This is a genomic window from Corynebacterium nasorum (assembly GCF_032821635.1).
GTDB classification, from domain to species: domain Bacteria; phylum Actinomycetota; class Actinomycetes; order Mycobacteriales; family Mycobacteriaceae; genus Corynebacterium; species Corynebacterium kefirresidentii.
In genome coordinates, this window is sequence record NZ_JAVBIE010000003.1 from 107,742 (window position 1) to 130,020 (window position 22,279).

23 protein-coding genes and 7 tRNA genes are annotated in these 22,279 nt (G+C 57.5%); 24 read left to right on the plus strand and 6 right to left on the minus strand.

Going from position 1 to position 22,279, the window contains the following annotated elements:
• Window positions 1-71: 71 nt before the first annotated feature.
• Complete coding sequence (gene hemQ, locus RAE07_RS03850) at window positions 72-773, plus strand: hydrogen peroxide-dependent heme synthase (protein WP_034655844.1); 702 nt, start codon at window positions 72-74, stop codon at window positions 771-773.
• A gap of 107 nt (window positions 774-880) precedes the next feature.
• Here hemQ and msrB read toward each other — a convergent pair whose 3' ends face one another.
• The 5 genes from msrB to RAE07_RS03875 form a co-directional block, all read right to left on the minus strand.
• Window positions 881-1,303, minus strand: coding sequence for a peptide-methionine (R)-S-oxide reductase MsrB (gene msrB, locus RAE07_RS03855; protein WP_023021414.1), 423 nt, complete (start codon window positions 1,301-1,303; stop codon window positions 881-883).
• A 9-nt stretch (window positions 1,304-1,312) separates the two neighbouring features.
• A complete protein-coding gene (locus RAE07_RS03860) occupies window positions 1,313-2,464 on the minus strand; it encodes a glycosyltransferase family 87 protein (RefSeq protein WP_248098631.1) in 1,152 nt (383 codons plus the stop codon).
• Between the two features lie 6 nt (window positions 2,465-2,470).
• Window positions 2,471-3,169 (minus strand): pyrimidine reductase family protein, encoded by a 699-nt coding sequence (locus tag RAE07_RS03865; protein ID WP_248098629.1) that lies wholly within the window; start codon window positions 3,167-3,169, stop codon window positions 2,471-2,473.
• 72 nt (window positions 3,170-3,241) lie between these two features.
• The gene (locus tag RAE07_RS03870; protein WP_301732001.1) at window positions 3,242-4,144 is read right to left on the minus strand and encodes a DMT family transporter; all 903 of its coding nucleotides are present in this window, start codon (window positions 4,142-4,144) and stop codon (window positions 3,242-3,244) included.
• A gap of 72 nt (window positions 4,145-4,216) precedes the next feature.
• Window positions 4,217-4,291 (minus strand) — tRNA-Val (locus RAE07_RS03875).
• A gap of 245 nt (window positions 4,292-4,536) precedes the next feature.
• Here RAE07_RS03875 and RAE07_RS03880 point away from each other — a divergent pair.
• The 16 genes from RAE07_RS03880 (at window position 4,537) to RAE07_RS03955 (ending at window position 13,968) form a co-directional block, all read left to right on the plus strand.
• Window positions 4,537-4,612: transfer RNA gene (locus RAE07_RS03880), tRNA-Gly, on the plus strand.
• A gap of 46 nt (window positions 4,613-4,658) precedes the next feature.
• Window positions 4,659-4,730: transfer RNA gene (locus tag RAE07_RS03885), tRNA-Val, on the plus strand.
• 38 nt (window positions 4,731-4,768) lie between these two features.
• Window positions 4,769-4,844, plus strand: a tRNA-Gly gene (locus tag RAE07_RS03890).
• Window positions 4,845-4,874: 30 nt separating this feature from the next.
• Window positions 4,875-4,945 (plus strand) — tRNA-Cys (locus RAE07_RS03895).
• Between the two features lie 27 nt (window positions 4,946-4,972).
• Window positions 4,973-5,044: transfer RNA gene (locus RAE07_RS03900), tRNA-Val, on the plus strand.
• 44 nt (window positions 5,045-5,088) lie between these two features.
• Window positions 5,089-5,164, plus strand: a tRNA-Gly gene (locus tag RAE07_RS03905).
• Window positions 5,165-5,267: 103 nt separating this feature from the next.
• Window positions 5,268-5,495, plus strand: a complete 228-nt coding sequence (locus tag RAE07_RS03910) for a hypothetical protein (RefSeq protein ID WP_316328524.1) — start codon at window positions 5,268-5,270, stop codon at window positions 5,493-5,495.
• Between the two features lie 201 nt (window positions 5,496-5,696).
• A complete protein-coding gene (locus RAE07_RS03915; protein WP_023021419.1) occupies window positions 5,697-6,263 on the plus strand; it encodes a copper resistance CopC family protein in 567 nt (188 codons plus the stop codon).
• Complete coding sequence (locus RAE07_RS03920) at window positions 6,263-6,865, plus strand: copper chaperone PCu(A)C (protein ID WP_023021420.1); 603 nt, start codon at window positions 6,263-6,265, stop codon at window positions 6,863-6,865. The genes RAE07_RS03915 and RAE07_RS03920 overlap by 1 nt, the downstream gene beginning before the upstream one ends.
• 2 nt (window positions 6,866-6,867) lie before the next feature.
• Entirely contained in the window at window positions 6,868-8,094 is a 1,227-nt protein-coding gene (locus RAE07_RS03925) for a Dyp-type peroxidase (RefSeq protein WP_316328523.1), read from the plus strand.
• Between the two features lie 77 nt (window positions 8,095-8,171).
• A complete protein-coding gene (gene thrS / locus RAE07_RS03930) occupies window positions 8,172-10,235 on the plus strand; it encodes a threonine--tRNA ligase (RefSeq protein ID WP_317001389.1) in 2,064 nt (687 codons plus the stop codon).
• Entirely contained in the window at window positions 10,222-10,821 is a 600-nt protein-coding gene (locus RAE07_RS03935) for an HIT family protein (RefSeq protein ID WP_023021423.1), read from the plus strand. The genes thrS and RAE07_RS03935 overlap by 14 nt, the downstream gene beginning before the upstream one ends.
• The gene (pgsA, locus tag RAE07_RS03940) at window positions 10,814-11,419 is read left to right on the plus strand and encodes a phosphatidylinositol phosphate synthase (protein ID WP_023021424.1); all 606 of its coding nucleotides are present in this window, start codon (window positions 10,814-10,816) and stop codon (window positions 11,417-11,419) included. Before RAE07_RS03935 ends, pgsA begins: the two co-directional genes overlap by 8 nt.
• 40 nt (window positions 11,420-11,459) lie before the next feature.
• Window positions 11,460-12,404 (plus strand): phosphatidylinositol mannoside acyltransferase, encoded by a 945-nt coding sequence (locus RAE07_RS03945; RefSeq protein ID WP_023021425.1) that lies wholly within the window; start codon window positions 11,460-11,462, stop codon window positions 12,402-12,404.
• Window positions 12,404-13,507 (plus strand): glycosyltransferase family 4 protein, encoded by a 1,104-nt coding sequence (locus RAE07_RS03950; protein ID WP_023021426.1) that lies wholly within the window; start codon window positions 12,404-12,406, stop codon window positions 13,505-13,507. The genes RAE07_RS03945 and RAE07_RS03950 overlap by 1 nt, the downstream gene beginning before the upstream one ends.
• Window positions 13,507-13,968 (plus strand): hypothetical protein, encoded by a 462-nt coding sequence (locus RAE07_RS03955; RefSeq protein ID WP_023021427.1) that lies wholly within the window; start codon window positions 13,507-13,509, stop codon window positions 13,966-13,968. Before RAE07_RS03950 ends, RAE07_RS03955 begins: the two co-directional genes overlap by 1 nt.
• Before the next feature lie 14 nt (window positions 13,969-13,982).
• Here RAE07_RS03955 and RAE07_RS03960 read toward each other — a convergent pair whose 3' ends face one another.
• Window positions 13,983-15,149 carry a glycosyltransferase family protein gene (locus RAE07_RS03960; RefSeq protein WP_232212594.1) on the minus strand — a complete coding sequence of 389 codons (1,167 nt, stop codon included), beginning with the start codon at window positions 15,147-15,149 and terminating at the stop codon, window positions 13,983-13,985.
• A gap of 329 nt (window positions 15,150-15,478) precedes the next feature.
• Here RAE07_RS03960 and RAE07_RS03965 point away from each other — a divergent pair, with 329 nt between their 5' ends.
• The 7 genes from RAE07_RS03965 to secD all read left to right on the plus strand — a co-directional run bounded on the left by RAE07_RS03965 (window position 15,479) and on the right by secD (window position 22,277).
• Window positions 15,479-16,351 carry an acyl-CoA thioesterase gene (locus RAE07_RS03965; protein WP_023027862.1) on the plus strand — a complete coding sequence of 291 codons (873 nt, stop codon included), beginning with the start codon at window positions 15,479-15,481 and terminating at the stop codon, window positions 16,349-16,351.
• Between the two features lie 93 nt (window positions 16,352-16,444).
• On the plus strand, window positions 16,445-17,200 hold the full coding sequence (locus RAE07_RS03970; protein ID WP_023021430.1) for a YebC/PmpR family DNA-binding transcriptional regulator: 756 nt from the start codon (window positions 16,445-16,447) through the stop codon (window positions 17,198-17,200).
• Between the two features lie 188 nt (window positions 17,201-17,388).
• Window positions 17,389-17,955 (plus strand): crossover junction endodeoxyribonuclease RuvC, encoded by a 567-nt coding sequence (gene ruvC, locus RAE07_RS03975; protein WP_034655377.1) that lies wholly within the window; start codon window positions 17,389-17,391, stop codon window positions 17,953-17,955.
• 33 nt (window positions 17,956-17,988) lie between these two features.
• Window positions 17,989-18,606 (plus strand): Holliday junction branch migration protein RuvA, encoded by a 618-nt coding sequence (gene ruvA / locus RAE07_RS03980; RefSeq protein WP_023021432.1) that lies wholly within the window; start codon window positions 17,989-17,991, stop codon window positions 18,604-18,606.
• 25 nt (window positions 18,607-18,631) lie between these two features.
• On the plus strand, window positions 18,632-19,711 hold the full coding sequence (gene ruvB / locus RAE07_RS03985; protein WP_259824625.1) for a Holliday junction branch migration DNA helicase RuvB: 1,080 nt from the start codon (window positions 18,632-18,634) through the stop codon (window positions 19,709-19,711).
• 73 nt (window positions 19,712-19,784) lie between these two features.
• A complete protein-coding gene (gene yajC / locus RAE07_RS03990) occupies window positions 19,785-20,147 on the plus strand; it encodes a preprotein translocase subunit YajC (RefSeq protein WP_248098549.1) in 363 nt (120 codons plus the stop codon).
• Between the two features lie 237 nt (window positions 20,148-20,384).
• On the plus strand, window positions 20,385-22,277 hold the full coding sequence (gene secD, locus RAE07_RS03995) for a protein translocase subunit SecD (RefSeq protein WP_051138332.1): 1,893 nt from the start codon (window positions 20,385-20,387) through the stop codon (window positions 22,275-22,277).
• The last annotated feature ends 2 nt before the right edge of the window (window positions 22,278-22,279 follow it).

Sequence of the window (22,279 nt, forward strand, 5' to 3'; positions counted from 1 at the left end):
TGACAAGGTTTCATATCCAACTTATGATGGATATGTCCGATTACCCAGAGGCTTTGGCAAAGGAGAACGCAATGGCGAAGCTAGACTACAAGGAACTCAATGCGGTTCAGCAATATTCCCAGCACGCAGTTTTTAAGGTGATCCCGGGGGCGCTCGGCACCGAGCGAGCGGAAATCATCGCCCAAGCGCAGAAGTTCTTCGCCGACGTTGAAGAGGCTGGCAAAGTGACGGTGCGCGGTATCTATGACCTCACGGCTATGCGCGATTCTGCTGATTTTATGATCTGGTGGCACGCCGAGGAATTCTCTGACCTGCAGAAGGTCTTTGGGGACTTTCGCCGCGAGACCACCTTGGGCCAGGTTAGTGAAGTGACCTGGGTAGGCAACGCTTTGCACCGTCCAGCGGAGTTTAATAAGTCGCACCTGCCGTCTTTCATCATGGGCGAGGAGCCAAAGGAGTGGATCTCGGTCTATCCCTTCGTGCGCTCCTATGACTGGTACACCATGGACGAGGAAAAGCGCCGCCGCATCCTTATGGAGCACGGCATGCAAGCGCGTGATTATCCTGATGTGCGAGCTAATACCGTACCGGCTTTTGCGTTGGGTGACTACGAGTGGATTCTGGCCTTTGAGGCGGATGAGCTCCACCGTATCGTCGACCTGATGTACCTGATGCGCTATACCGAAGCCCGTCACCACGTGCGCGAGGAAATTCCTTTCCACACCGGCCGTCGCGTCAAGGACGTAGCAGAACTCATTGCAGTACTGCCCTAAAAGAAGCGTCGCCCAGCAAAAGCCCTGCTTGGCGACGTCCCGGGCTGCGCCCCGTCACTAGCCTGGCAGCCAGGCTAGTGACGGGGTGTAAGTTGTGTCGAGGCCCTTTAAGCGGTGCCACCTTCTACAGGTTTTTCCTCCAGGTCAAGGCAAATGGAGTTAATGCAATAGCGAAGGTCAGTAGGGGTGTCGTAGCCCTCGCCCTCAAAGACGTGGCCTAGGTGCGATTCGCAGTTGGCACACAAGACCTCTACTCGGCGCATGCCTAGCGAGTTATCTTCTCGCTCGATGATCTTGTCTCCGGCAAGCGGGGAGAAGAAAGACGGCCAGCCACAATGGGACTCAAACTTTTCCGTGGAACGGAAAAGCTCCGCTCCACACGCGCGGCAAGAATAGACACCCTCGGTAGTGGTATTGGTGTACTCGCCTACATGGGGCGGCTCCGTACCTGCCTCACGCAGAACATAGTATTCCTCGGGGCTTAAGCGCTGGCGCCATTCGGTATCAGCAATGAGCTTGAAATCGGTCATGGGCCGAGTCTAAACCGCTCTGCGCGCGGCACGCCACCAGCCAGCGACCGTAGCGAAAATTGCGACGATAAGCAGCGCCCATCCTGCCGTGGCCGTGAAAAAATTCATCCACCGTCCAGCATCCGGGTGCGCTGTAGACGCCCACGAGACCGGAGCCAAAAAGAGAAATGCCGCCAACCACGCTCCCGCGGAATGAAATACCGAGCGCGGGAGCACAACGGTAAACATCAGCGGGAAAAGCCACATGGAATAGTACTGCTGGCCTAGGGAAGACAGGAAGAAAATTCCCACCATTATCGCCCCGCTAGTGGTCAGTGCCCACAAGGTTGGGTCGGAGTTGCGCCAGCGTAAAAGCCCGAGAATCGCTGCGGCCGTAAGACCGGCAAAAATCAGCCACACGGTCCAATACAACCCGGCGCCAAAATTCACGTAGGCGTGGAAACCCGCCCAGGAAGAATTGGCATAATCACGAGTTTCCGAAAGATAGGGCAGCAGTTTTTCGAAAAAGCCGCTGGCGCCCGGCACCACCGGCCACGCCAGTAGATTGAGAATCACCGGAACTCCGATGCCCTCGGCGAGACTGCGCCACTGGAGCTTTACCAAGGGCAGGAAGAGCAGCGGCGCAAACTGCGGCTTAATGACGATGGCAAGGCCAATGACCACGCCTGCCACCCAGCCCAACCACGGGGTGCGCTCGGCCCGCAAAAAGGCCCACAAAAACACGGCCAGACACAGCAAGAGAACGCCGTTGATATTGGTAAAGGCAAGCGTATTGGTCACTGACTCCGTGACAAACGCCAGCGCAATAGATACCGGCCACACGGGCGAGGTGAGCTTGCGGTCCACTATAAGGGTAAGCACCGCCAGTGCCGCGATGATCGCGGCCGCATTCGCCACGATGAATAGTCCTCGCGCAAGTGAGAAGTCTAGGTGCCCTAATGGCGCAAGCAGCAGCGTGGCTCCCGGGGTATACAGATACAGCGGGTCAACGTGATTATAGGCCTGCTCGTAGACCGGCTGGCTGCTGGACATGCGCGCCACCGCGTTATACACGGTGGTGAAATCATCCGTTGGCGTGCCGTTGCGCGCAATGATGAATACGCGGTGCACAACGAGCAATAAGGCCACGGGCCAAGCGGCAACATTGATTCGGGAATTCACGGCCCCTTAGTCTACGTCCTCGCGGGTGCGGGAATACCGCAGAAACACCGTGCCATCCGTATCGGCCGCGACATTTTCCAACTGCATGCGCCGGTGGGAATGCTCGCCCTTAAAAGTAGCCATCGGAGTCTCTACGCCGGTAGACAGATGCGGATCTAGGGTCAAATACATCTGGTCAATCGCATCGGCGTCCACTAATTGCCCAATCATTCCTGGTCCGCCTTCACATAGCACGCGCTTAAACCCGCGATCCTTCAGGACGGATATGTAGTCGCGCACGCTTCCTTCACCGGCATCGCAGACCTCCGCCCCCGTGCTTTCAATAGCCTCGATTCGGGTAACGATGTCTTCATCCTCCCAGCTGCTGTGTGGGGCCAAGATGACAGGTGGGGTAGTAAAGTCTGTAAAAAAGTCCGAGTCGATATCGAAATCAAGGCTGCGAGAAGGCACTGCAATAGGAGCTGGGCGCGAGCCATCGGTGCTAGGAACAACGCCGGAGTAATCTTCTGCGCGCACCGTTTGCGCGCCCACCAACACCACGTCTGCCCAGTCCCGTAGAGCTGCAAAAAGTTGTCCATCGGTGTCATTTCCCATGTCTTCTGAGACATGGTTCATCGTCGCCGATCCGGTCAACGTGCTGACCATATTCGTACGGATGGTGAATGTGTCGCGGGAATCAGGACCCAAAAGCGAAGAGATATCCATGTCATCCCAGTGTAGCCAGAGCGGCGAGTGCCCAGCATGGCAATAACAGCGCCATAACCTCAGCAAGACGGGCTACACCAGACGGATGAGAATCACACCGGCCAGTATCACTGCAATGCCGGCTACCTGGCGCAGCGTTACGCGGGCGCCACGCAAGCGATCAATAAGTACGGACCCCAGCATGGAGCCGAGGAGCGTCGCAACCACGGTAAGCCCCGTTCCCAGCTGCGGTACTAAGGCCGCGTTGCCAAAAACAAACAAGGCACCCAGGACGCCACCAACCCACATCCACCAGGGATTGTTCTTCCCCTCGGGGCGCTCAATGCGAGGTCGCCAGCGTAGAACAATATTCACAATGGCAAGGGCAGATACCCCGACGCTAAAAGAAACTAAAGCCGCGCTAACAGGTGAGCCAGTAATCTGGCCCAGGTGACCATTGATCGCGGATTGGCTTGCCGTAAAACAGCCAAAAACAAACCCCGCTAAGCGCCACATCCACAGCGCTGTGGCACTGTGCTCACGCTTCGTGGGCGCGCCGGGGCCGGCGACGATGGCGATTACTCCGCCTAGGACGATGAGAGCCCCTAGCATGCGAACCACGGTCAGCGGGGATATAGGGGAGTCAAAGAGCCCAAGGTGATCGATGACGAGCCCCATGATGATCTGACCGGCGATGGGAAGAACTACGGTCTGGACGGCACCCAAGTGGGGAAATAGGAGAATATTCCCAGTAAGCGCAACTACGCCGAGCAAACCACCGAACCATATCCACAGTGGTTGGCCACCGGTGCGGGAAAGGCCGAAATCACCGCCGGTGACAGCGGTGGCAATAACGAGCAAAGTAACCGTGCCCACGGCGAAAGAGATAAGCGAAGAAGAAAAGGGGGTGCCCGTCGATAAGCGCAAGCGCGTATTAACCAAGGTCTGTACGGGCAAAACAAGCCCAGCAAAAATGCCTAAAAGGATCCACAACACGACGGAACACCTTACCGGCACACAAAGAAACCCGCCCAAGCTACCTGTGAAGTGGAGCGCAGGGCGGGGAAGTGGTGGTCCTAACTGGGATTGAACCAGTGACCTTTCCGGTGTGAACGGAACGCTCTCCCACTGAGCTATAGGACCGTGCGGTGGCTAAATGTACACCGCTTGAAATTCAAACGCCTAATTGGCTGCGTAGGGCTACTCATGAGCGGGAGGCGGCTGGGCGCCTGCGGTCCACAAGAATCACACCGGTGTGATTTGGGAACGTACAAACGTGGAATATCGGCGGTTAAAAGCAAGGCGCTGGGCTGGGGATTTGGAAACTGGCGCGGAGCACGATAATGTTTCTTCTCGCACCGCAACGGAATAAAAGTTTGCGGCGCAATGCGGATGTAGCGCAGTTGGTAGCGCATCACCTTGCCAAGGTGAGGGTCGCGAGTTCGAGTCTCGTCATCCGCTCCACGCTTTTCAAAGGGCTACCTGTGAAGAGTGATTCTAAGTGAATAGCGCGCGATTAGCTCAGTGGGAGAGCGCTTCCCTGACACGGAAGAGGTCACTGGTTCAATCCCAGTATCGCGCACAAGGACTTTGTCCTAGAAACCGGGCCTGGTTTCGCATGCGGATGTAGCGCAGTTGGTAGCGCATCACCTTGCCAAGGTGAGGGTCGCGAGTTCGAGTCTCGTCATCCGCTCCAGCACTGTATTGTGTGAGGCGGTATCGCCACGGTGGAATGGCCGAGTGGTGAGGCAACGGTCTGCAAAACCGTGCACACGGGTTCGATTCCCGTTTCCACCTCAACTTCTTAATGCCTTCGGGCATTAAGCGCGATTAGCTCAGTGGGAGAGCGCTTCCCTGACACGGAAGAGGTCACTGGTTCAATCCCAGTATCGCGCACGAGAGTCTCTTTTTAGGCTCTGTAGCAAACTCCGGTTTGTTGTGCGGATGTAGCGCAGTTGGTAGCGCATCACCTTGCCAAGGTGAGGGTCGCGAGTTCGAGTCTCGTCATCCGCTCCATGTAGCCGCCCCAGAGACGGGGCGGCTTTTTTCTTGTCTCCTTCCGTGTGCTGTGCGATACGCTTGCCTTTGAAGAGTCATAACCCAAAGCGGAGGAGGAAAGATGTCACGCGCACTAGTGGTACCGCTATTGGTTGGAGCCTGCGGCTTCGCGTCTTTTGTTTCGGGGACTGTGCTTTTCTTTATGGGCCTTACTGCGGCAGATGCGGCTGAAGGCAGTGGCAGCGGGGCGTGGCCTTTGACGCTCATCGGTGTTGGCGTCGCCCTGGTTATTTTTGCTCTGATGGTTTCTGGTCCGTTTTTTAATGCCCGGCAGGGGGAGAGGTCCTAAGGCTAGGTCCGCTGGAATTGAGTCAACTTGGCTTAAATAGTGATAAATACCTCTTTTTATTAAGGAAGCGGAACTCGAGCCCAGTTCAAGCCGACATATGACTCGACGCGCTGCTTTTTGTGATTGCCGCTATGGCAAGTCGCGGGCTAGTATGTCTGACAATTCAACTTGTGCTTTTCCAACATCACAAAGGAGCTATCTATGGGCTACCGCGTACCTTGGCTGCGCCGCACAGCCGCAGCAGTGGGCACAGCCGCACTGGTCTTGGGCGGGTCGATGCCTGCCGCATTCGCGCACGACTCCGTTATTGGCGGTTCGGTCAAAGACGGCGATCAACTCGATGAGTTCCCTAAGGAAATCACCCTTGAGTTTTCTGGCATCCCCAAAGAGGACTTCAACACCTTTGCCGTAACCAACGCCGATACCGGTGAGAAGCTCTTTAGCCAGGAACCGCAGCTCCATGAACGAGACCTCACAATTGAGACTCCTGAGGGGGTTAACCCTGGGCCGGGCAACTACCAGGTGGGTTTCCAAATCACGTCTTCGGATGGACACGCTACTCGCGGTGGTGTGGAATTTTCCGTTAAAGGTGACGGGGCCGAAAACCCCGAGGCTGGCGAGTCTGACGCGACAGACCAGGAAGCAACCGAGGGGCTGCCGATGTCGCTGAAAATCATTTTGGGCGTGGGCGGCGTTTTGGCAATTGCCGCAGTAGTTGCCCTATTTATTGGCAAGTCTCGTCGCATTGATTCGGAAGGTGAAAAATAATGTCCAAGATTTCTAGCATTGCCCTTGTGGGGTTAACTGTGGCCGGCCTTGCCCTGGCGGGTTGCTCCCCGCAGAACCAAAATGACTCCACCGAGTCGAAGGTTGATGCCACCTCCAGCGCTGCGGAGAAGTCCTCCCCCGCCGCAGCCGAGGACCTGACCTTCGAAGACGCGGTCGTGCGTGCCAACGAAGATAAAGACATGACTGCTATTTTTGGCACCTTGGTGAACCACACCGATAAGGACATCGCTATCACCGGTTTTTCCACCAGTCTTAATGCCAAGGTGAACCAGATCCATGAGACCGTCGATGGCAAGATGCAGGAAATGTCGAGCCCGTTGGTGGTCAAGGCCGGCGAGTCCCACGAACTTGCACCAGGCGGTGACCACTTCATGCTCATGGAAATGGGAAACCACATCGCTCCCGGCGAATCCCTTGACCTTAAGGTGAAGCTAGAAGGCGGCGAAGAGCTCGATCTGGGCGAGACCCAAACGCGTAGCATGCCTTCCGGGGATGAGGACTACGGCGATATGGAAGGCCACGATATGTCCCACATGGAGCACGGAGATATGTCCCACAATAAGGAAGGCCACGACCACTAACCATGTCTGGGTTCAGCAGAAGGGGATTTCTCACTGGCGCTGCGGTATCGACCAGCGCCTTCGCGTTGGCAGGCTGCAATAACCAGGGCTCTTCCCCGGATGCTGGGGCACAGGAACAGCCTGCGCTTGCCGACGCCCTCGTGGCTTTTGACGGCGAGCATCAGGCGGGCATTGCTACCGCAGAGCAGGCTCACCTGAATCTGGTGGGGTTTGACTTTAAAAGGGGCGTCGACAAGCGAGAGTTTGCCAACCTCATGAAGCTGTGGACCGAGGACGCCCGCGCGCTGTGTACGGGGGAGCCGCCGCTGGGCACCCTGGAACCGGAAATGGTGCAACAGCCCGCCAACTTGACCATCACCTGCGGTCTAGGCCAGAAGGTATTCTCCCTGCTCGGCGTGGAGAAACCACACTGGTTGGGAGATGTGCGTTCCTTTAAGCGTGATGAGCTGCAACGACAATGGGGACAAAGCGATATTGTCCTTCAGATTTGTTGCGATGACCCGTTGATGAATACTTATGCACTGCGCCACATGGTGCGAGCCGGTGAGCACTATGCCAGTGTGAAGTGGCTGCAGCAGGGATTTATTAATGCCTATGGCAGCCACGAAAAGGGCGCTACTGCGCGCAATATGTTCGGGCAAAAGGACGGCACCGTTAACCCGCGCAGCGAGGAAGATTTTGCAGCCCAAGTGTGGATCGATGAAGGGCCGAAGTGGGCGCAAGGGGGAACGGCCATGGTGGTGCGTCGCATTCGCATGAACGTGGATACGTGGGAGAAGCTGGATCGCTCCTCCCGTGAAAATGCGGTGGGCCGTAAGCTTGACACCGGCGCCCCGCTTACCGGTGAAGAAGAATTTGATGCTGCAGATTTCAATGCGGTAGATGACTACGGCTTGCCGGTGATTGATAAAAACTCGCACATGGCCGTGGCCGCGCCACCTGCTGATCATCCGGAGCAACGCATCCTACGCCGGCCGTATAACTATGAGCTGGCCCCCGATGGCAAGGATGGGCAGCTTTCCAATATCGGCCAGGTTTTCATCTGCTATCAGCAGGATCCCACCAAGCAATTCGAGCCTATCCAGGCCCGTTTGGATAAATCTGACCTGATGAATGAGTGGCTGACCCATATCGGCTCCGCTATGTATTTCTGCCCGCCGGGCACCCTCGACGCGGATGGGCGTGAATCTTGGTGGGCGAAATCGCTTTGCGAGTATGCAGGGTTGTAGAATAGCTATCCGTAAATTTAAATAGCGGACGCGGCCAGGTATGCCGCCGACGCACGAGCGCATAAAGGAGCGCGATTATGGCGGAACTCATTCCCGCAGTACCGGTCAATTACGATTCCTTCACCGTGCCCGCCGGCCAGGCCGTGGGCGCAGCAATGCGAGAGCTCAATCTTCCCAATAAGGGCCCTGAGGCTGTCGTAGTCGTTCGCGGTGAAGACGGCACTCTCTTTGATTTGTCGCACACCCCCGACACGGAATCCACCTTCACCCCGGTAGCCGCCTGCGAGGAAGACGGTCGCGCGGTAATCCGCCACTCCTGCGGCCACGTTATGGCGCAGGCCGTGCAGGCCGAATTCCCCGGCACCAAGCTGGGCATCGGCCCGGCCATTGAAAATGGCTTCTACTTCGATTTTCAAACCGCGGAGCCTTTCACCCCGGAAGATCTCAAGGCGATTGAAAAGCGCATGAAGAAGATCATTAAGGGAGGCCAGCGTTTTGAGCGCCACGTTTACGAATCCGCTGCAGAAGCGGAGCAGGCGCTTGCCGGAGAACCCTTCAAGCTCGAGCTGGTCCAGGACAAGGGCAACGTTGACCCTGACTCCGATGAGGCCGCCGAGGTTGGTTCCGGCGATCTGACCCACTATGACAACATCAACCCGCGCACCGGGGAAGTAGAGTGGTTCGACCTCTGCCGCGGACCGCACGTTCCAACCACCAAGTACATCCCGGCCCTCACGCTAACCCGCTCTTCTGCTGCATACTGGCGCGGAGACCAGTCTAAGGCTGGCCTGCAGCGCATTTACGGCACCGCTTTTGAGTCCAAGGAGGCCCTGGAGGCCTACCAGACCATGGTGGAAGAGGCTGAAAAGCGCGACCATCGCCGCTTGGGCCAAGAACTTGACCTCTTCTCCTTCCCAGATGAGATTGGGTCCGGTTTCCCGGTATTCCACCCGAATGGCGCTACCGTGCGCATGGAGATGGAAAACCACTCTCGCAACCGCCACGTCCAGGCCGGCTATTCTTTTGTCAACACCCCGCATATCACCAAGGGCGATCTTTTCAAGAAGTCGGGCCACCTGGACTTCTACGCTGATGGCATGTTCCCGCCAATGCAGCTCGATGGCGAGTATGACGAAGAGGGCAATACCGTCAAGGAGCCGCAGGACTACTACGCCAAGCCCATGAACTGCCCGATGCACAACCTGATTTTTGCATCCCGTGGCCGTTCCTACCGCGAGTTGCCGCTGCGCCTCTTTGAGTTCGGCACCGTCTACCGCTACGAAAAGTCGGGCGTGGTCCACGGTCTCACCCGTGCCCGCGGCTTTACCCAGGACGACGCGCACATTTACTGCACTGAAGAACAGCTGGAAGAAGAACTCACCAAGGTCCTGGACTTCATCATCTCCCTGCTGAAGGACTATGGCCTGTCTGATTTCTACCTGGAGCTTTCCACCAAGGATCCGAATAAGTTCGTCGGTTCCGACGAGATTTGGGAGCGCTCGACTTCCATCTTGCAGTCGGTCGCGGAAAAGTCTGGCTTGGAGCTGGTACCGGACCCAGCAGGCGCAGCTTTCTACGGTCCAAAGATTTCGGTCCAGGCCCGCGATGCCATTGGCCGTACCTGGCAGATGTCTACCGTGCAATTGGACTTCAACTTGCCCGAGCGCTTCGAGCTGGAATACACCGCTTCGGACGGAACAAAGAAGCGCCCGATCATGATTCACCGTGCGCTCTTTGGCTCCATTGAACGTTTCTTTGGTGTGCTGCTGGAGCACTACGCTGGCGCATTCCCAGCTTGGCTGGCTCCGCACCAGGTGGTGGGCATCCCGGTGGCCGATGAATTCTCCCCGCACCTTGAAGAAGTTGCCGCACAGCTGCGCCAGAAGGGAATCCGCGCCGATGTGGATACCTCCGATGACCGCATGCAGAAAAAGATTCGCAATCACACCACCGGAAAGGTCCCATTCATGCTGGTCGCCGGTGCTCGCGATGTGGAAGCCGGCGCCGTGTCCTTCCGCTTCCTAGATGGCACCCAGGTCAATGGTGTGCCGGTGAATGAGGCTGTGGAGCTCATCACTGCGTGGGTCGCAGAACGCAATAACGAGCAGCCGACTGAAGAGCTCATCAGTGCCCGACGCTAAAAAGACGCGCGAGACCAAAAGCTCCGCCGCTTTCGACAATGGAGCGGCGGAGGGGACCTTCGTTGACTCAGGCGCGGGCGAACCGGACCGTCTAGAGCGGCTGTGGGCACCTTATCGCATGGCTTATATAGCCAAGCGCTCTGAGGACCCCTTCGTTGCCGCCCCGCAGGGTAGCGACGAAGACGGGCTCATCATCGCCCGTGGCAAGAGTGTTTATGCATTGCTAAACCTCTTTCCGTACAACGCTGGACACCTCATGGTGGTGCCGTACCGTAAAGAATCTCAGCTTGAGAACCTAACGCAAGAGGAATCTCAAGAGCTGATGGAGTTTGCGCAAAAGGCTATCCGGGTACTCAAACGCGTCTCTCACCCCGAGGCCATTAACGTAGGTTTGAACTTGGGGCGCTCTTCAGGAGGCTCCGTGGGAGATCACCTGCACCTGCATGTGGTGCCAAGGTGGCCTGGGGATAGTAACTTTATGACTGTCCTCGATGGGACTAAGGTATTACCGCAGCTTCTGCAGGATACACGCCGCGTGCTGGCAGAAGGTTGGCGCGAGATGGAAGAGGAGGATTCGCGTGCTTAGCGTGCATGGGCGAAAGCCCGCCGCCGTGGTGGTGGAACCTATAGCGAAGGCCTTTTTAAAGCTGGGCCTGACCCCGAATGTGGTGACTATTGTGGGAACCATTGTCACCATTGCTATTTCGGTGATCCTCATTCCTACCGGTCACCTGTTTTCCGCTGCCGTATTATCCGGCCTCTTTGCCGCCTTTGACATGCTCGACGGCACCATGGCGCGTCTGACTGGCAAAGCCACCGCCTTTGGCGCGACCTTGGATGCTTCCTGCGATCGAATCACCGATGGTGCCTTGTTTAGCGCTATTGCGTGGTGGCTGATTTATTCCGCGGATTCTTCCCGCATTACGGTCATCGCTTGCTTTGTCACCTTGGTATGTTCTCAGGTCATTTCCTATATCAAGGCTAGGGGAGAGGCGTCTGGATTCAAGATGGTCGGCGGCCTCATCGAGCGCCCTGAGCGGCTTCTCTTGGGCTTGGGCGGCATTGGCCTTGAGGGCCTTGGCGTTCCGCATGCTATCGAGGTAGCGCTGTGGATCCTTGCCGTTGGCTCCATCTTTACCGTGTGCCAGCGCATGGTCATCGCTGCCCGCCAGGAGCAGCACTAGCTCGCTGAGCACCACCGAAAAACCAGGAGGTTTTAACACCATGTGGGATAAAGAAGACCTCTCCGCGGCGGGCTACCTCGCGGGGTGGAAGGTGGTGCGTCGGCTGCCTGAGCCCATTGCGCGCACGCTGTTTCGGTGGGGCGCAGATTTTGCCAGCAGCAATGGCCGCGGAATGGAAGGCTTGCGCCGCAACCTTGCCCGGGTGGTGGGGCCGGAAAACGTTACCCGCGCGCTGGTACGCGATTCCGTTCGCTCCTATATGCGCTATTGGATGGAGGCCTTCCGCCTGCCGGCTATGCACGGCGATGCCAGCCTGCACGAGCGCTTGCTCAGCGGCTTGGAAGGTCTCGAGCATTTTGATGCTTCCGCTCAATCCGGACGCGGCACTATTTTGGCCCTCCCACATTCGGGTAATTGGGATATGGCGGGTGTCTTCCTCGTGGGCCACTATGGCCAGTTCACCACTGTCGCAGAGCGCTTGAAGCCCGCAGTGCTTTTCGACGCCTTTGTGGACTACCGCGAAACCCTCGGTTTTGAGGTCCTTCCCCTCACCGGAGGCGAAGCCTCGCCTTTTGCTCGCCTCAAAGAAGTATTAGAAGCTGGCGGCGTGGTGTGCCTGCTGGCCGAGCGTGACCTGACTCGAAGTGGTGTGAGCGTAGATTTCATGGGGGAGGAGGCCAATATGGCCGCCGGACCCGCCCGCCTTGCGCTGGAGACTGGTGCCGCCCTCCATGTGGTGCACTCATGGTTTAAGGGAGAGGGCTGGGGCCTATCGGTGTCTCCGGAACTTGAGGTAACAAACGTACAAGAGACTACGCAACGCATGGCCGATGGCTTCGCTGCCAATATTCGCCGGCATCCGGAGGATTGGCATATGCTGCAGCCGCAGTGGAATGTCGATATTGAGAGGCGTCGGCAAGCGCGCGCCGCGCACAAGGCCCGTGATAGCCGCCACGCTGGTGCACGGCAGGAAGGCGAGAAATAATGCGGATCGGCATCGTGTGCCCCTACTCCTTTGATGAACCGGGCGGAGTTCAAGCCCATATCCTTGATCTAGCCACTGTATATATAGAGCAAGGGCACTATGTTCAAGTCATCGGCCCCGCTTCTGACTCCACGCCGCTGCCTGATTTTGTGGTCAAGGGAGGCCCGGCTTTTCCCATTGCTTATAACGGTTCGGTGGCCCGCCTGTCCGTCGGACCTCAGGTAACGCGCAAGGTCAAACGCTTTATCAAAGATGGCGACTTTGATGTTTTGCACATCCATGAGCCCAATTCCCCGAGCTTTTCCATGACCGCGCTGGCCGTAGCGCAGGGACCGTTGGTGGCCACGTATCACGCCTCCGCGTCGAGCTCGCTGGTCTTGACCCTTGCCAAGCCTTTCCTCGCGCCTTTTTTGGAAAAGATCCGCGGCGGTATCGCGGTTTCAGATATGGCGCGCCGCTGGCAGGTGGAGCAATTGGGCGGAGACCCAGTCCTCATTCCCAACGGCGTGGATACATCGGTATACGCGCAGGCACGGCGCCGCAGCCCAGCCAAGGCCCCCGGAGATCCTTTAGAAGTAGTCTTCTTAGGCAGGCTCGACGAGCCGCGCAAGGGGCTGGATATCCTGCTTCGTGCGCTCCGCCAGATAGACCACCCCCTCCGCGTTACCATCATGGGTGGCGGCCGTGCTCGCGAGGTAGAAGGCGTAGATTTTGTCGGCCGAGTCAGCGATGCCGAAAAGGCCGAGATCCTCGGCCGCGCCGATGTATACGTGGCCCCAAATACCGGGGGCGAAAGTTTCGGCATTGTGTTAGTAGAGGCCATGGCGGCCGGCGCGGCAGTAGTTGCTTCTGACCTTGAAGCCTTCCGCGCGGTGTGCAACGCCGATTCTGATGAGCCTGCCGGCGCACTCTTCCGCAATGAGGATAGTGAAGATCTGGTGCGCGTCTTAAGTGAGGTGCTTGATGATGCCGAGTACCGGGTTCGGCTGACACGCAATGGCGTCGAGCGTGCCAGCACGTATGACTGGGACCATGTGGCAGCAGCTGTTATGCAGGTCTATGAAACCGTCCAGGACGGAACCAAGGTGAGGGTGAAGCGCTAATGGCCATTGAAATTGCGCTAGTCCTCTTTCTGCTCATCATCGTGGGCTCCTGGGCGCTTTTTACCGCTCAGCGGCTCAATTCACTGCACATTCGCACCGATGCCTCGCTGGCACAGCTACAGGCGGCCCTAGACCGCAGGGCAGCGGTCACAGCGGCAGTAGCACCAGGGCTGGCGGCCCTGGCCCAAAGAGCCGAATCCACCGAACTCTACCAAGGCCACTTCGAACCGCGCACGCTGGCCGAGCGGGAGCTTTCTGCCGCCATTGTGCAAGAGTTTCCCGCAGAGCGCCGCCCCGCCGCGCTTGCCGACGCCGAAGGGCGAATCCAGCTCGCCCACCGCTTTTATAACGAAGCGGTCAGCGATACTCGCGCTTTGCGTCTGCGCCCTGCGGTGCGGCTTTTCCATCTGGGCGGCACCGCAAAGCTGCCGGAATACTTTGACTACATGCTGGCTGAGTAGCCTGCTGAGCGGTTTTATGACCGAAGCGAGTGCCGGCCGCCTCGGCGGCGTAAAACCGGCTGTGCCAGGGCGCTTGGCGCGTGTGGCTGGTGAATTCCTGGGCGTTCCAGTTTTCCAGCCAGCGCCACCTCGAGCGCAAACCATATAAGCCCAATGATGGCCATAACCACGATGAGAATATTGCGGGCCACCAAGAGATAAACGGGGAACATATTCTCGCCCACGTAATGCCAGATGTAGTCGTAGTTAAACGGATAGACCAAAGTACCCAGCGCAGCGGCGATAATGGCGCAGACCGCTAGCAGGCGCTGGACTACCCGCAAGGTAGTAAACCCTTGTGGAAGTCGCTGGCGGATCACCACTGCAAGCAGCGGGCCGAGCCAGACGATGTATTGCGGGGAGAAAACCTTATTGGTCGCGATAAGGAGCAAGACCATAACGCTAAAGAACGCCATGGTGGTGCGCGTAGTCCATCCGCCGGCACACAGCCGGTAGAGCGCCCATCCCACCGCAAACACCAGGATGATAATGATCGCTATGGTGCTCCACCTGATGGCGGTATCCACGCCGGGCCCGGAGATCTCAAAGCTCTTGGAAGCGGCGTAGCCCAAATCCCAGCGGCCGGGGTGGCGATGCGCTTGCAGCAACAGGAAGGTCGCCGGGATGGACTCCAACTGGAGACCGCGCACGCCCTGGTAGTTTAAAGGTGAAAGTAAGCGTTCGGTGCCACAGGTGGCAACCGTTATGGCGCAGACTGCAATGATGGTGCAGAAGAAGACGAGCAGGCGTTGCCAGGTCGCAGACCTATTGAAGCGGCCCACTAAGCCTGCGGCGAGCACTCCGGGCCAAAGCTTCATGGTGGTGGCAAAGCCCAGTAACGCCGAGGCAATAAGGGGATGGGTAGCCAGAAGGGCGGCTGCTCCGGCGACGGCTAGGGCGGGGAAAATATCGAGGCGCCACACAAAGGCATGGCCGGCCGCGGTGCCGAAGAAAACCCAGAACCAAGCGGCCCAAAAAGCGCGCGGTTGGGTGGGATGGTGGCGCAGCAGCAGGGCTAAAAACGCGGCGTCGACAAGCAGCGTCATGATGGTAAAGCCGATATAGAAAGCGGTGATATTTTCACCGGTGAGCCACCCCAAAAGCACCGTAGGCCACGTGCCTGCATGAGGGTACTCGGTCATTTGAGTTGGGTCGTCGCCGTAGATACCCGCAAAATAATATGCGACATCGCCCCTGGGACTGTGGTCAATCTTGAGTAGATATACAAGGCACAGGCGGGCGATAACCCACCCAATCCAAACTGCAGGAACAGAAGCGAGGCGTTTCACCCAAAAGACTTTATTCAAAGAGCGCTCACTTCGGTGGCGGACATAGTTTCTTCTAGAAAATTCTTCCACTTATGCCAAAAAATGGGGGAGAGATAATGAGAAAAGGAATCGGCGGCTCGACCTTTTAGTAGTGTGGACGACAATTGCTAGCGGTAGTGATTTAGGACATTGGGAGTGTGGAGATGGCGGCCATCCGCGAGATTTTGAACATAGAGGAAACGGGAGCGGACGATGTCTTTAGTGGCCCGGCGGTGGAGTCGCGGATTGAGCGTACTTTCGGCGGACATATTGCTGGCCAAGCAGTGGCTGCGGCCCAACGCACCGTTTCCGGGAAAGAGGTCCACTCCCTGCACGGCTATTTTGTGGGGCCTGGTGACGCGAGCCGGCCGATTGAGTTGCGGGTCGAGCGCATTCGGGACGGTAGATCCTTTGCCAACCGGCAGGTACGCGCCTACCAAGGGGGCACGCTACTTTTCTCTGCCATGGCGAGCTTCCACCGCAACGGGGACTGCGGACCGCAGCACCAAGATCCCATGCCGGAGGTACCTGGGCCCGAAGAAACAGCTCGTTCCGGTGGCGGTGCGCCTTACTCCACCCGCATCATCCTCAAAGAGTGGGAGGAATGGGATATCCGCTTGGTACCAGAGGAAGGCCGAGCCCCTGTGGCAGCGGAACGCACCGGTGCAGGATTTCGTCATATCTGGTTTCGCAATACCGGTGAGCTTCCGCAGGATCCGGCTTTCCACCGCGCCGCGCTGACCTACATGTCGGATATGACTCTCATCCGCTCCGCGCTCCTTCCGCATCAGGGAGAGAAAGTGCAGTTGGCCAGCCTCGACCATGCCATTTGGTTCCTGCGTCCTATTCGCGTGGATGAATGGCTCTTATATGAGCAAGTATCACCCTCAGCATTTCAAGGAACGGCAATTGCGCGCGGCAAGCTCTTTACGGAGGAGGGCGAATTGGTGGCGTTGGTCAATCAAGAGGGCCTCACGCGCTTCTTGGATGAAAAGCTGGGCAGCGGCTCCGCCCATGGCAATTGGCACAACGTGTAAATATGCCCCGCTTATAAGGGGGTCGCTTTCACGCATTCATGCAGCACACGTATAATTGCCACCAGTTTCAGCACCCGATTAGAAAGGGACTACATGTCAGGCCACTCGAAATGGGCAACTACCAAGCATAAGAAGGCTGCCAACGATGCAAAGCGTGGCAAGGAATTTGCCAAGCTGATCAAGAATATCGAAGTGGCGGCCCGCACCGGCGGTGGTGACCCAGCGGCTAACCCAACCCTTGATGACATGATCAAGAAGGCCAAGAAGGCCTCCGTCCCCAATGACAATATTGAGCGTGCTCGCAAGCGTGGATCCGGTGAGGAAGCCGGCGGCGCCGACTGGGAAACCATCATGTACGAAGGCTATGGCCCCAACGGCGTGGCCATGCTCATTGAGTGCCTTACGGATAACCGCAACCGTGCGGCGACCGACGTGCGTACCGCTATGTCTAAAAACGGCGGCAACTTGGGCGAATCCGGCTCCGTGGCCTATATGTTCACCCGTACCGGCTACGTCCTAATAGAAAAGGGCGAGCTGACGGAAGACGATGTTTTGATGGCCGTGCTAGAAGCTGGCGCGGAAGAGGTAAAGGACCAGGGCGAGAAGTTCGAAATCGTCTGCGCTCCGACGGATGTGCAGGCCGTTAAGGACGCGCTCAAGGAAGCCGATATTGAGGTCGATGACTCTGATAATGACTTCCGCGCTTCTGTTGAGGTGCCGCTTGATGCCAATGATGCCAAGAAGATTTTCCGCCTCATTGATGCTTTGGAAGACTCCGATGACGTGCAAAACGTCTACACCAACATGGACCTGTCCGATGAGGTACTAGCCGAGTTGAACGAGGGTTAATCACCTCTTCGCCGCAAGAGCGGCGGCTATGTAGCGCCGGGAGCGCTCCGCGAGAATTGCTCGCCGGAGGCGCTGCCGGCGCTTCGCTATGGTGGGGTGGACTACTACGTTTGTAGAACACCTGTGTGTAGTCCATAATGGGGGCAGTAGGCGGTGCGATAAGGCGCTGACATGACAATGGGGGAGAGATGAACCTAGAAGGAATGCGCGTAATGGGGATTGACCCAGGCTTGACGCGTTGCGGACTTTCCGTGGTTCAAGCTGGTCGCGGCCGAGCAATTCTCCCGGTTTCTGTAGGTGTGGTTCGTACCCCTAGCGATAAAGACTTAACGGAGCGCCTCCTGCGTCTTTCAGTGGCAGCGAAAGAATGGATGGATGACTATACGCCGGATGTGGTAGCGATCGAGCGAGTCTTCGAACGCGGCCAGGTCTCCACGGTCATGCAAACTGCCCACGTGGTAGGGGTGTTGGTGCTGGCTGCAGCTGAGCGCGATATTCCGGTGTATATGTACACCCCATCCGAGGTGAAAAAGGCAATCTCTGGAAATGGACGCGCCGATAAAAAGCAGATGACCGCTATGATCACCCGTATTCTGGGGTTGACGGAGCCGCCCAAGCCTGCCGACGCCGCCGATGCACTCGCCTTGGCGGTGTGTCATTGCTGGCGCGCCCCTGCCATTGCGCGGATGGACCAGAATGGTCTTGGGCTTGGAGCCAAGACAAGTGGCGTGCGCGGACAAGCTAAGAAGCGGTAGAGAAATTTACTGAGAGAAAAGGATAGGAAGCCAATGATTGCTGCACTGCGTGGAGAGGTAATCCATATTGGACTCGACCATGGGGTCATCGATTGTGCAGGCGTGGGATACAAGTTCTTGGCCACCCCAAAAACGCTGGGCACTTTGCGCCGCGGGGAAGCAGCTACGGTTCTCACCAACTTGGTGGTCAAGGAAGACTCCCTGACTCTTTATGGCTTTAGCGCTGATGAGGACCGCGAGATGTTCCAAGTTCTGCAATCCGTGTCGGGGCTCGGACCAAAGCTTGCTTTGGCGGCGCTTTCGGTCATGGGCGCAGGGGAGCTCGCAGCTGCAATTGGTGCGGAAGACGTGAAGGCGCTGCAATCTATCCCGGGCGTCGGTAAGCGTATGGCTCAGCGCTTGGCATTGGAGCTGAAAGATAAGGTGGCGGCCTTTGCGCCAAGCGAGCCCTCTACTGCAGGTGCCAGCGATACCGCCGTCGCGCCAGCCGGCGGGGCCGTGGTAGAAAGCGTGACGGAAGCGCTCATTGGTCTTGGGTTTACTGATAAGGGAGCGCGGCCTGTGGTGGAAGCGGCATACGCGGAGAACCCTGATGCCGATACGTCTTCCCTCTTGCGTGCGGCTCTAGCGCAGCTGGGCAAGAAAAAGTAACGGCAGGTAGGAAGGCTGAACAATCATGTCCGATATTGAGCGCACCGAATTTAACCTCCCCGACGGCGTCGACGCGGCGCATTCCTCGCAGCGCAATAGCGACGTCGAAGCGACCGCACACTCCGAGGAACATGATATTGAGCGGTCATTGCGCCCGAAGTCGCTAGATGAGTTTATAGGCCAGCCCAAGGTGCGCGAGCAGCTTTCCTTGGTGCTCAAAGGCGCTAAGAATCGTGGAGTTACGCCGGACCACGTTCTGCTCTCTGGCCCGCCTGGCCTGGGTAAGACCACCATGGCGATGATTATTTCCCAGGAGTTGGGGACCTCGCTGCGTATGACTTCGGGGCCTGCCTTAGAGCGCGCCGGCGATTTGGCCGCCATGCTTTCAAATCTGATGGAAGGCGACGTGCTTTTCATCGATGAGATCCACCGCATTGCCCGGCCAGCAGAAGAAATGCTGTATATGGCGATGGAAGATTTCCGTATTGACGTCATCGTAGGCAAGGGGCCTGGTGCTACCTCCATTCCGCTGGAAATCCCGCCTTTTACCCTGGTAGGGGCTACAACCCGCGCCGGCATGCTTACTGGCCCCCTGCGTGATCGATTCGGCTTTACTGCGCAAATGGAGTACTACGACACGGCTGACTTAACTCAGGTGATTAAGCGTGCGGCGCACATCTTAGACGTAGATATTGACCATGATGCAGCGGTAGAAATTGGTTCTCGTTCGCGTGGCACCCCGCGTATTGCTAACCGTCTGTTGCGCCGCGTTCGCGACTATGCCGAGGTCAACGGCTCGGGTCTGATTGATCTTAGTGCGGCCCAGGGGGCGCTCGAGGTCTTCGACGTGGATGAAATGGGCCTCGATCGCTTGGACCGGGCGGTACTCGATGCCTTAATTAAGGGGCACGGCGGCGGACCGGTCGGCGTGAGCACCCTTGCCATTGCGGTGGGCGAGGAGCCCTCGACGGTGGAGGAGGTGTGTGAGCCCTACCTGGTGCGTGCGGGAATGATTGCGCGGACAGGACGCGGCCGCGTAGCTACCGCCGCCGCGTGGCGGCACTTGGGGCTAACTCCTCCTGAGGGGGCAGCCGGCCTGTTTTAATTCCAGGCGCCAGCCTGCTTGGTCAAGCACTCTGGGTTTTTGTGTTCACTTCCGTCTGGCACACTAGGGAGCTATGGAAATCATCATTCTCATCATTATTGGCATCCTGTTCGTCATCCCCTCCTTCATGGCCATGCGAAAGCAGCGCCAGCGCCAAAATGATATGCAGGCCCTACAAAACTCCCTCAAGCCGGGCGATTCCATCGTTACCGCGGGCGGTGTACACGGCGTGGTGCGTAACACCAGTGACAAGGATGTGGATCTAGAAATTGCCCCAGGAGTGGTGGTTACTTTTGACAAGATGGCCGTGATTCGCACCGAGCAGGAGGCCAATAAGCTCGAGCGCCCTGCGGCTGCTGGGGAAGCACAAGGCGATACGGAAGATAACCTGCCTGATGAGAATGTCCCTCCGTTCGGCGGCGAGGGGAAGAACTAACCCCGTCTTTCCTGAGAGTTATCTTAACGTTTGCTAGGTGGTGGGAACTTTGTGGAGCGTAGACCCCATCACACTTTGGGCCTTATCTGGCCCTCGTTAAGGAAAATTCCGTCTCATGACGTACGATTGTGCGTTGTTGACGTGCCTGCGCCATCCGGTCGGGCCGTATTTATTGTCTAAGCACCCTGTTATAAGCAGCACAGGAGATTATCGTTGTCCGCATCACCCCGTCGCGCTATGAAAAATAGCCAACGCCAATGGCCGAAGCGCGCTATCGCGTTATTCGTCCTCATTGTGGTTGTTATCTATGCGCTTATCTTTCTTACTGGTAGCCGTCAAAGCACGCCGAAGCTCGGCATTGACCTGCAGGGCGGTACTCGCGTAACGCTTGCTCCGCAAGGCGAGGAACCCACTCAGGACCAGCTCAAACAAGCACGCACCATCTTGGAACAGCGTGTCAATGGTATGGGCGTTTCTGGCTCTGAGGTTGTCATTAACGGCAATACCCTGGTTATTACCGTGCCAGGAGAGGACGCTTCCCAAGCACAGGCCGTAGGTAAGACCTCGCAGCTCTTCTTCCGCCCAGTGGCTAAGCCATCCATGCCGGATATGGGCAAGCTCAATAAGGAGCTAGAAGACATGGCCAACCGCTGGGTAAAGTATGGCGTGCTAAGCGCAGACGAAGCGAACAAGCAGATGGATCAAGGCGTCAAGGCCATCTCTGCGCAGGAAGCGCAGATGACCGGACAGAAGCCAAAGGAGAAGAAGGCTCCAAAGGTCAGCGCTAAGCCCCTGGATGAGCCAAGCAACTCCATTGAGCAGTCGAAGCGCCGTGATGAAATCACGGAGATGTTGCTCAAGGACCGCCAGTCCGAGGATCCGACGACCCAAGCCGCAGCTTCGATGCTGATGACCTGTCAGGGCGATACCGATCCGCTGGCTGGCGCGGACGATCCGGCTAAGCCATTTGTTACCTGTGATTATTCCAAGGGCAACCCGTACGTCCTCGAGCCCGCGCCACTTCTTAACGGCATCAAGGATGAAAATGGCACCCGCCTAACCGGCAATGAGATCAATACCAATGGTCCTATCGAAGGCGGTATGAACAACAAAACCGGCCAAATGGAGATCAACTTCTCTTTCAAGACCGGAGATGGACCAAACGGTTCCCAGACGTGGGCGGACCTCACCAAGGAACACCTCAACGACCAAGTCGCCATTACCCTTGACTCCGCAGTTATCTCTGCACCGGTGATCCAGGGCGCAACTCCAGTTGGGTCCGCAACCTCTATTACTGGTGATTTCAGCCAGGAGGAAGCACAGAACCTGGCCAATAACTTGAAGTATGGCGCACTGCCGCTGTCCTTCGCCGGTGAAAATGGCGAGCCGGGCGGTACCATTGAGTCCATTCCGCCGACACTGGGTAAGGCCGCCCTGCAGGCCGGCCTTATCGCGGGCCTAGTCGGCTTGGTACTCGTGATGGCTTATTCGCTGTATTACTTCCGCGCACTGGCCGGCGTCTCCCTCGTCTTCCTCATTTCTTCTGGCCTGTTGACCTATGGTGCTTTGGTGCTGCTGGGTCGTTGGATCGGCTACTCACTGGATCTCTCCGGTATTGCCGGTCTGGTCATCGGTGTGGGTGCAACGGCTGACTCCTTCGTGGTCTACTACGAACGCATCAAGGATGAGCTGCTAGAGGGACGCACTTTCCGCTCCGCTACGCAAAAGGCGTGGGAGCGTGCTCGTGCGACCATCGTGACCGGTAACGCGGTGACCCTCATCGGCTCCGTAGTGGTCTACTTCCTCGCCATCGGTGAGGTTAAGGGCTTCGCCTTTACCATGGGCCTGACCACGGTCTTCGACCTTGTCGTATCCTTCTTGGTTATGGCACCACTGATGCAGTTGGTGGGCCGCCGTCCAGCTGCAGCCAAGCCTTCGATGAACGGCCTTGGCGGTATCTACGCCTTGGTGGAAGAGCGTCGTGAACGCGGCTATTTCGGCTCGGGGCATCGCAAAGCAGGCTCCACTAAAACCTCCGCAACCAAGGAGGCAGCCACCACAGAAACGGCAGCACATACTGCCGCAGGAACCGCACGTCCCGTTGATGCTGCGGAAGATGAGGAGAAATAAGC

Coding starts and splice junctions, on each gene's coding strand:
- ruvC (WP_034655377.1), top strand. CDS start 17,389: ATGAACCTAGAAGGAATGCGCGTAATGGGGATTGACCCAGGCTTGACG.
- thrS (WP_317001389.1), top strand. CDS start 8,172: ATGGCGGAACTCATTCCCGCAGTACCGGTCAATTACGATTCCTTCACC.
- RAE07_RS03955 (WP_023021427.1), top strand. CDS start 13,507: ATGGCCATTGAAATTGCGCTAGTCCTCTTTCTGCTCATCATCGTGGGC.
- RAE07_RS03925 (WP_316328523.1), top strand. CDS start 6,868: ATGTCTGGGTTCAGCAGAAGGGGATTTCTCACTGGCGCTGCGGTATCG.
- hemQ (WP_034655844.1), top strand. CDS start 72: ATGGCGAAGCTAGACTACAAGGAACTCAATGCGGTTCAGCAATATTCC.
- RAE07_RS03945 (WP_023021425.1), top strand. CDS start 11,460: ATGTGGGATAAAGAAGACCTCTCCGCGGCGGGCTACCTCGCGGGGTGG.
- msrB (WP_023021414.1), bottom strand. CDS start 1,303: ATGACCGATTTCAAGCTCATTGCTGATACCGAATGGCGCCAGCGCTTA.
- RAE07_RS03960 (WP_232212594.1), bottom strand. CDS start 15,149: ATGACCGAGTACCCTCATGCAGGCACGTGGCCTACGGTGCTTTTGGGG.
- RAE07_RS03910 (WP_316328524.1), top strand. CDS start 5,268: ATGTCACGCGCACTAGTGGTACCGCTATTGGTTGGAGCCTGCGGCTTC.
- RAE07_RS03920 (WP_023021420.1), top strand. CDS start 6,263: ATGTCCAAGATTTCTAGCATTGCCCTTGTGGGGTTAACTGTGGCCGGC.
- secD (WP_051138332.1), top strand. CDS start 20,385: ATGAAAAATAGCCAACGCCAATGGCCGAAGCGCGCTATCGCGTTATTC.
- RAE07_RS03865 (WP_248098629.1), bottom strand. CDS start 3,169: ATGGATATCTCTTCGCTTTTGGGTCCTGATTCCCGCGACACATTCACC.
- RAE07_RS03965 (WP_023027862.1), top strand. CDS start 15,479: ATGGCGGCCATCCGCGAGATTTTGAACATAGAGGAAACGGGAGCGGAC.
- yajC (WP_248098549.1), top strand. CDS start 19,785: ATGGAAATCATCATTCTCATCATTATTGGCATCCTGTTCGTCATCCCC.
- ruvB (WP_259824625.1), top strand. CDS start 18,632: ATGTCCGATATTGAGCGCACCGAATTTAACCTCCCCGACGGCGTCGAC.
- RAE07_RS03970 (WP_023021430.1), top strand. CDS start 16,445: ATGTCAGGCCACTCGAAATGGGCAACTACCAAGCATAAGAAGGCTGCC.
- RAE07_RS03950 (WP_023021426.1), top strand. CDS start 12,404: ATGCGGATCGGCATCGTGTGCCCCTACTCCTTTGATGAACCGGGCGGA.
- RAE07_RS03915 (WP_023021419.1), top strand. CDS start 5,697: ATGGGCTACCGCGTACCTTGGCTGCGCCGCACAGCCGCAGCAGTGGGC.
- ruvA (WP_023021432.1), top strand. CDS start 17,989: ATGATTGCTGCACTGCGTGGAGAGGTAATCCATATTGGACTCGACCAT.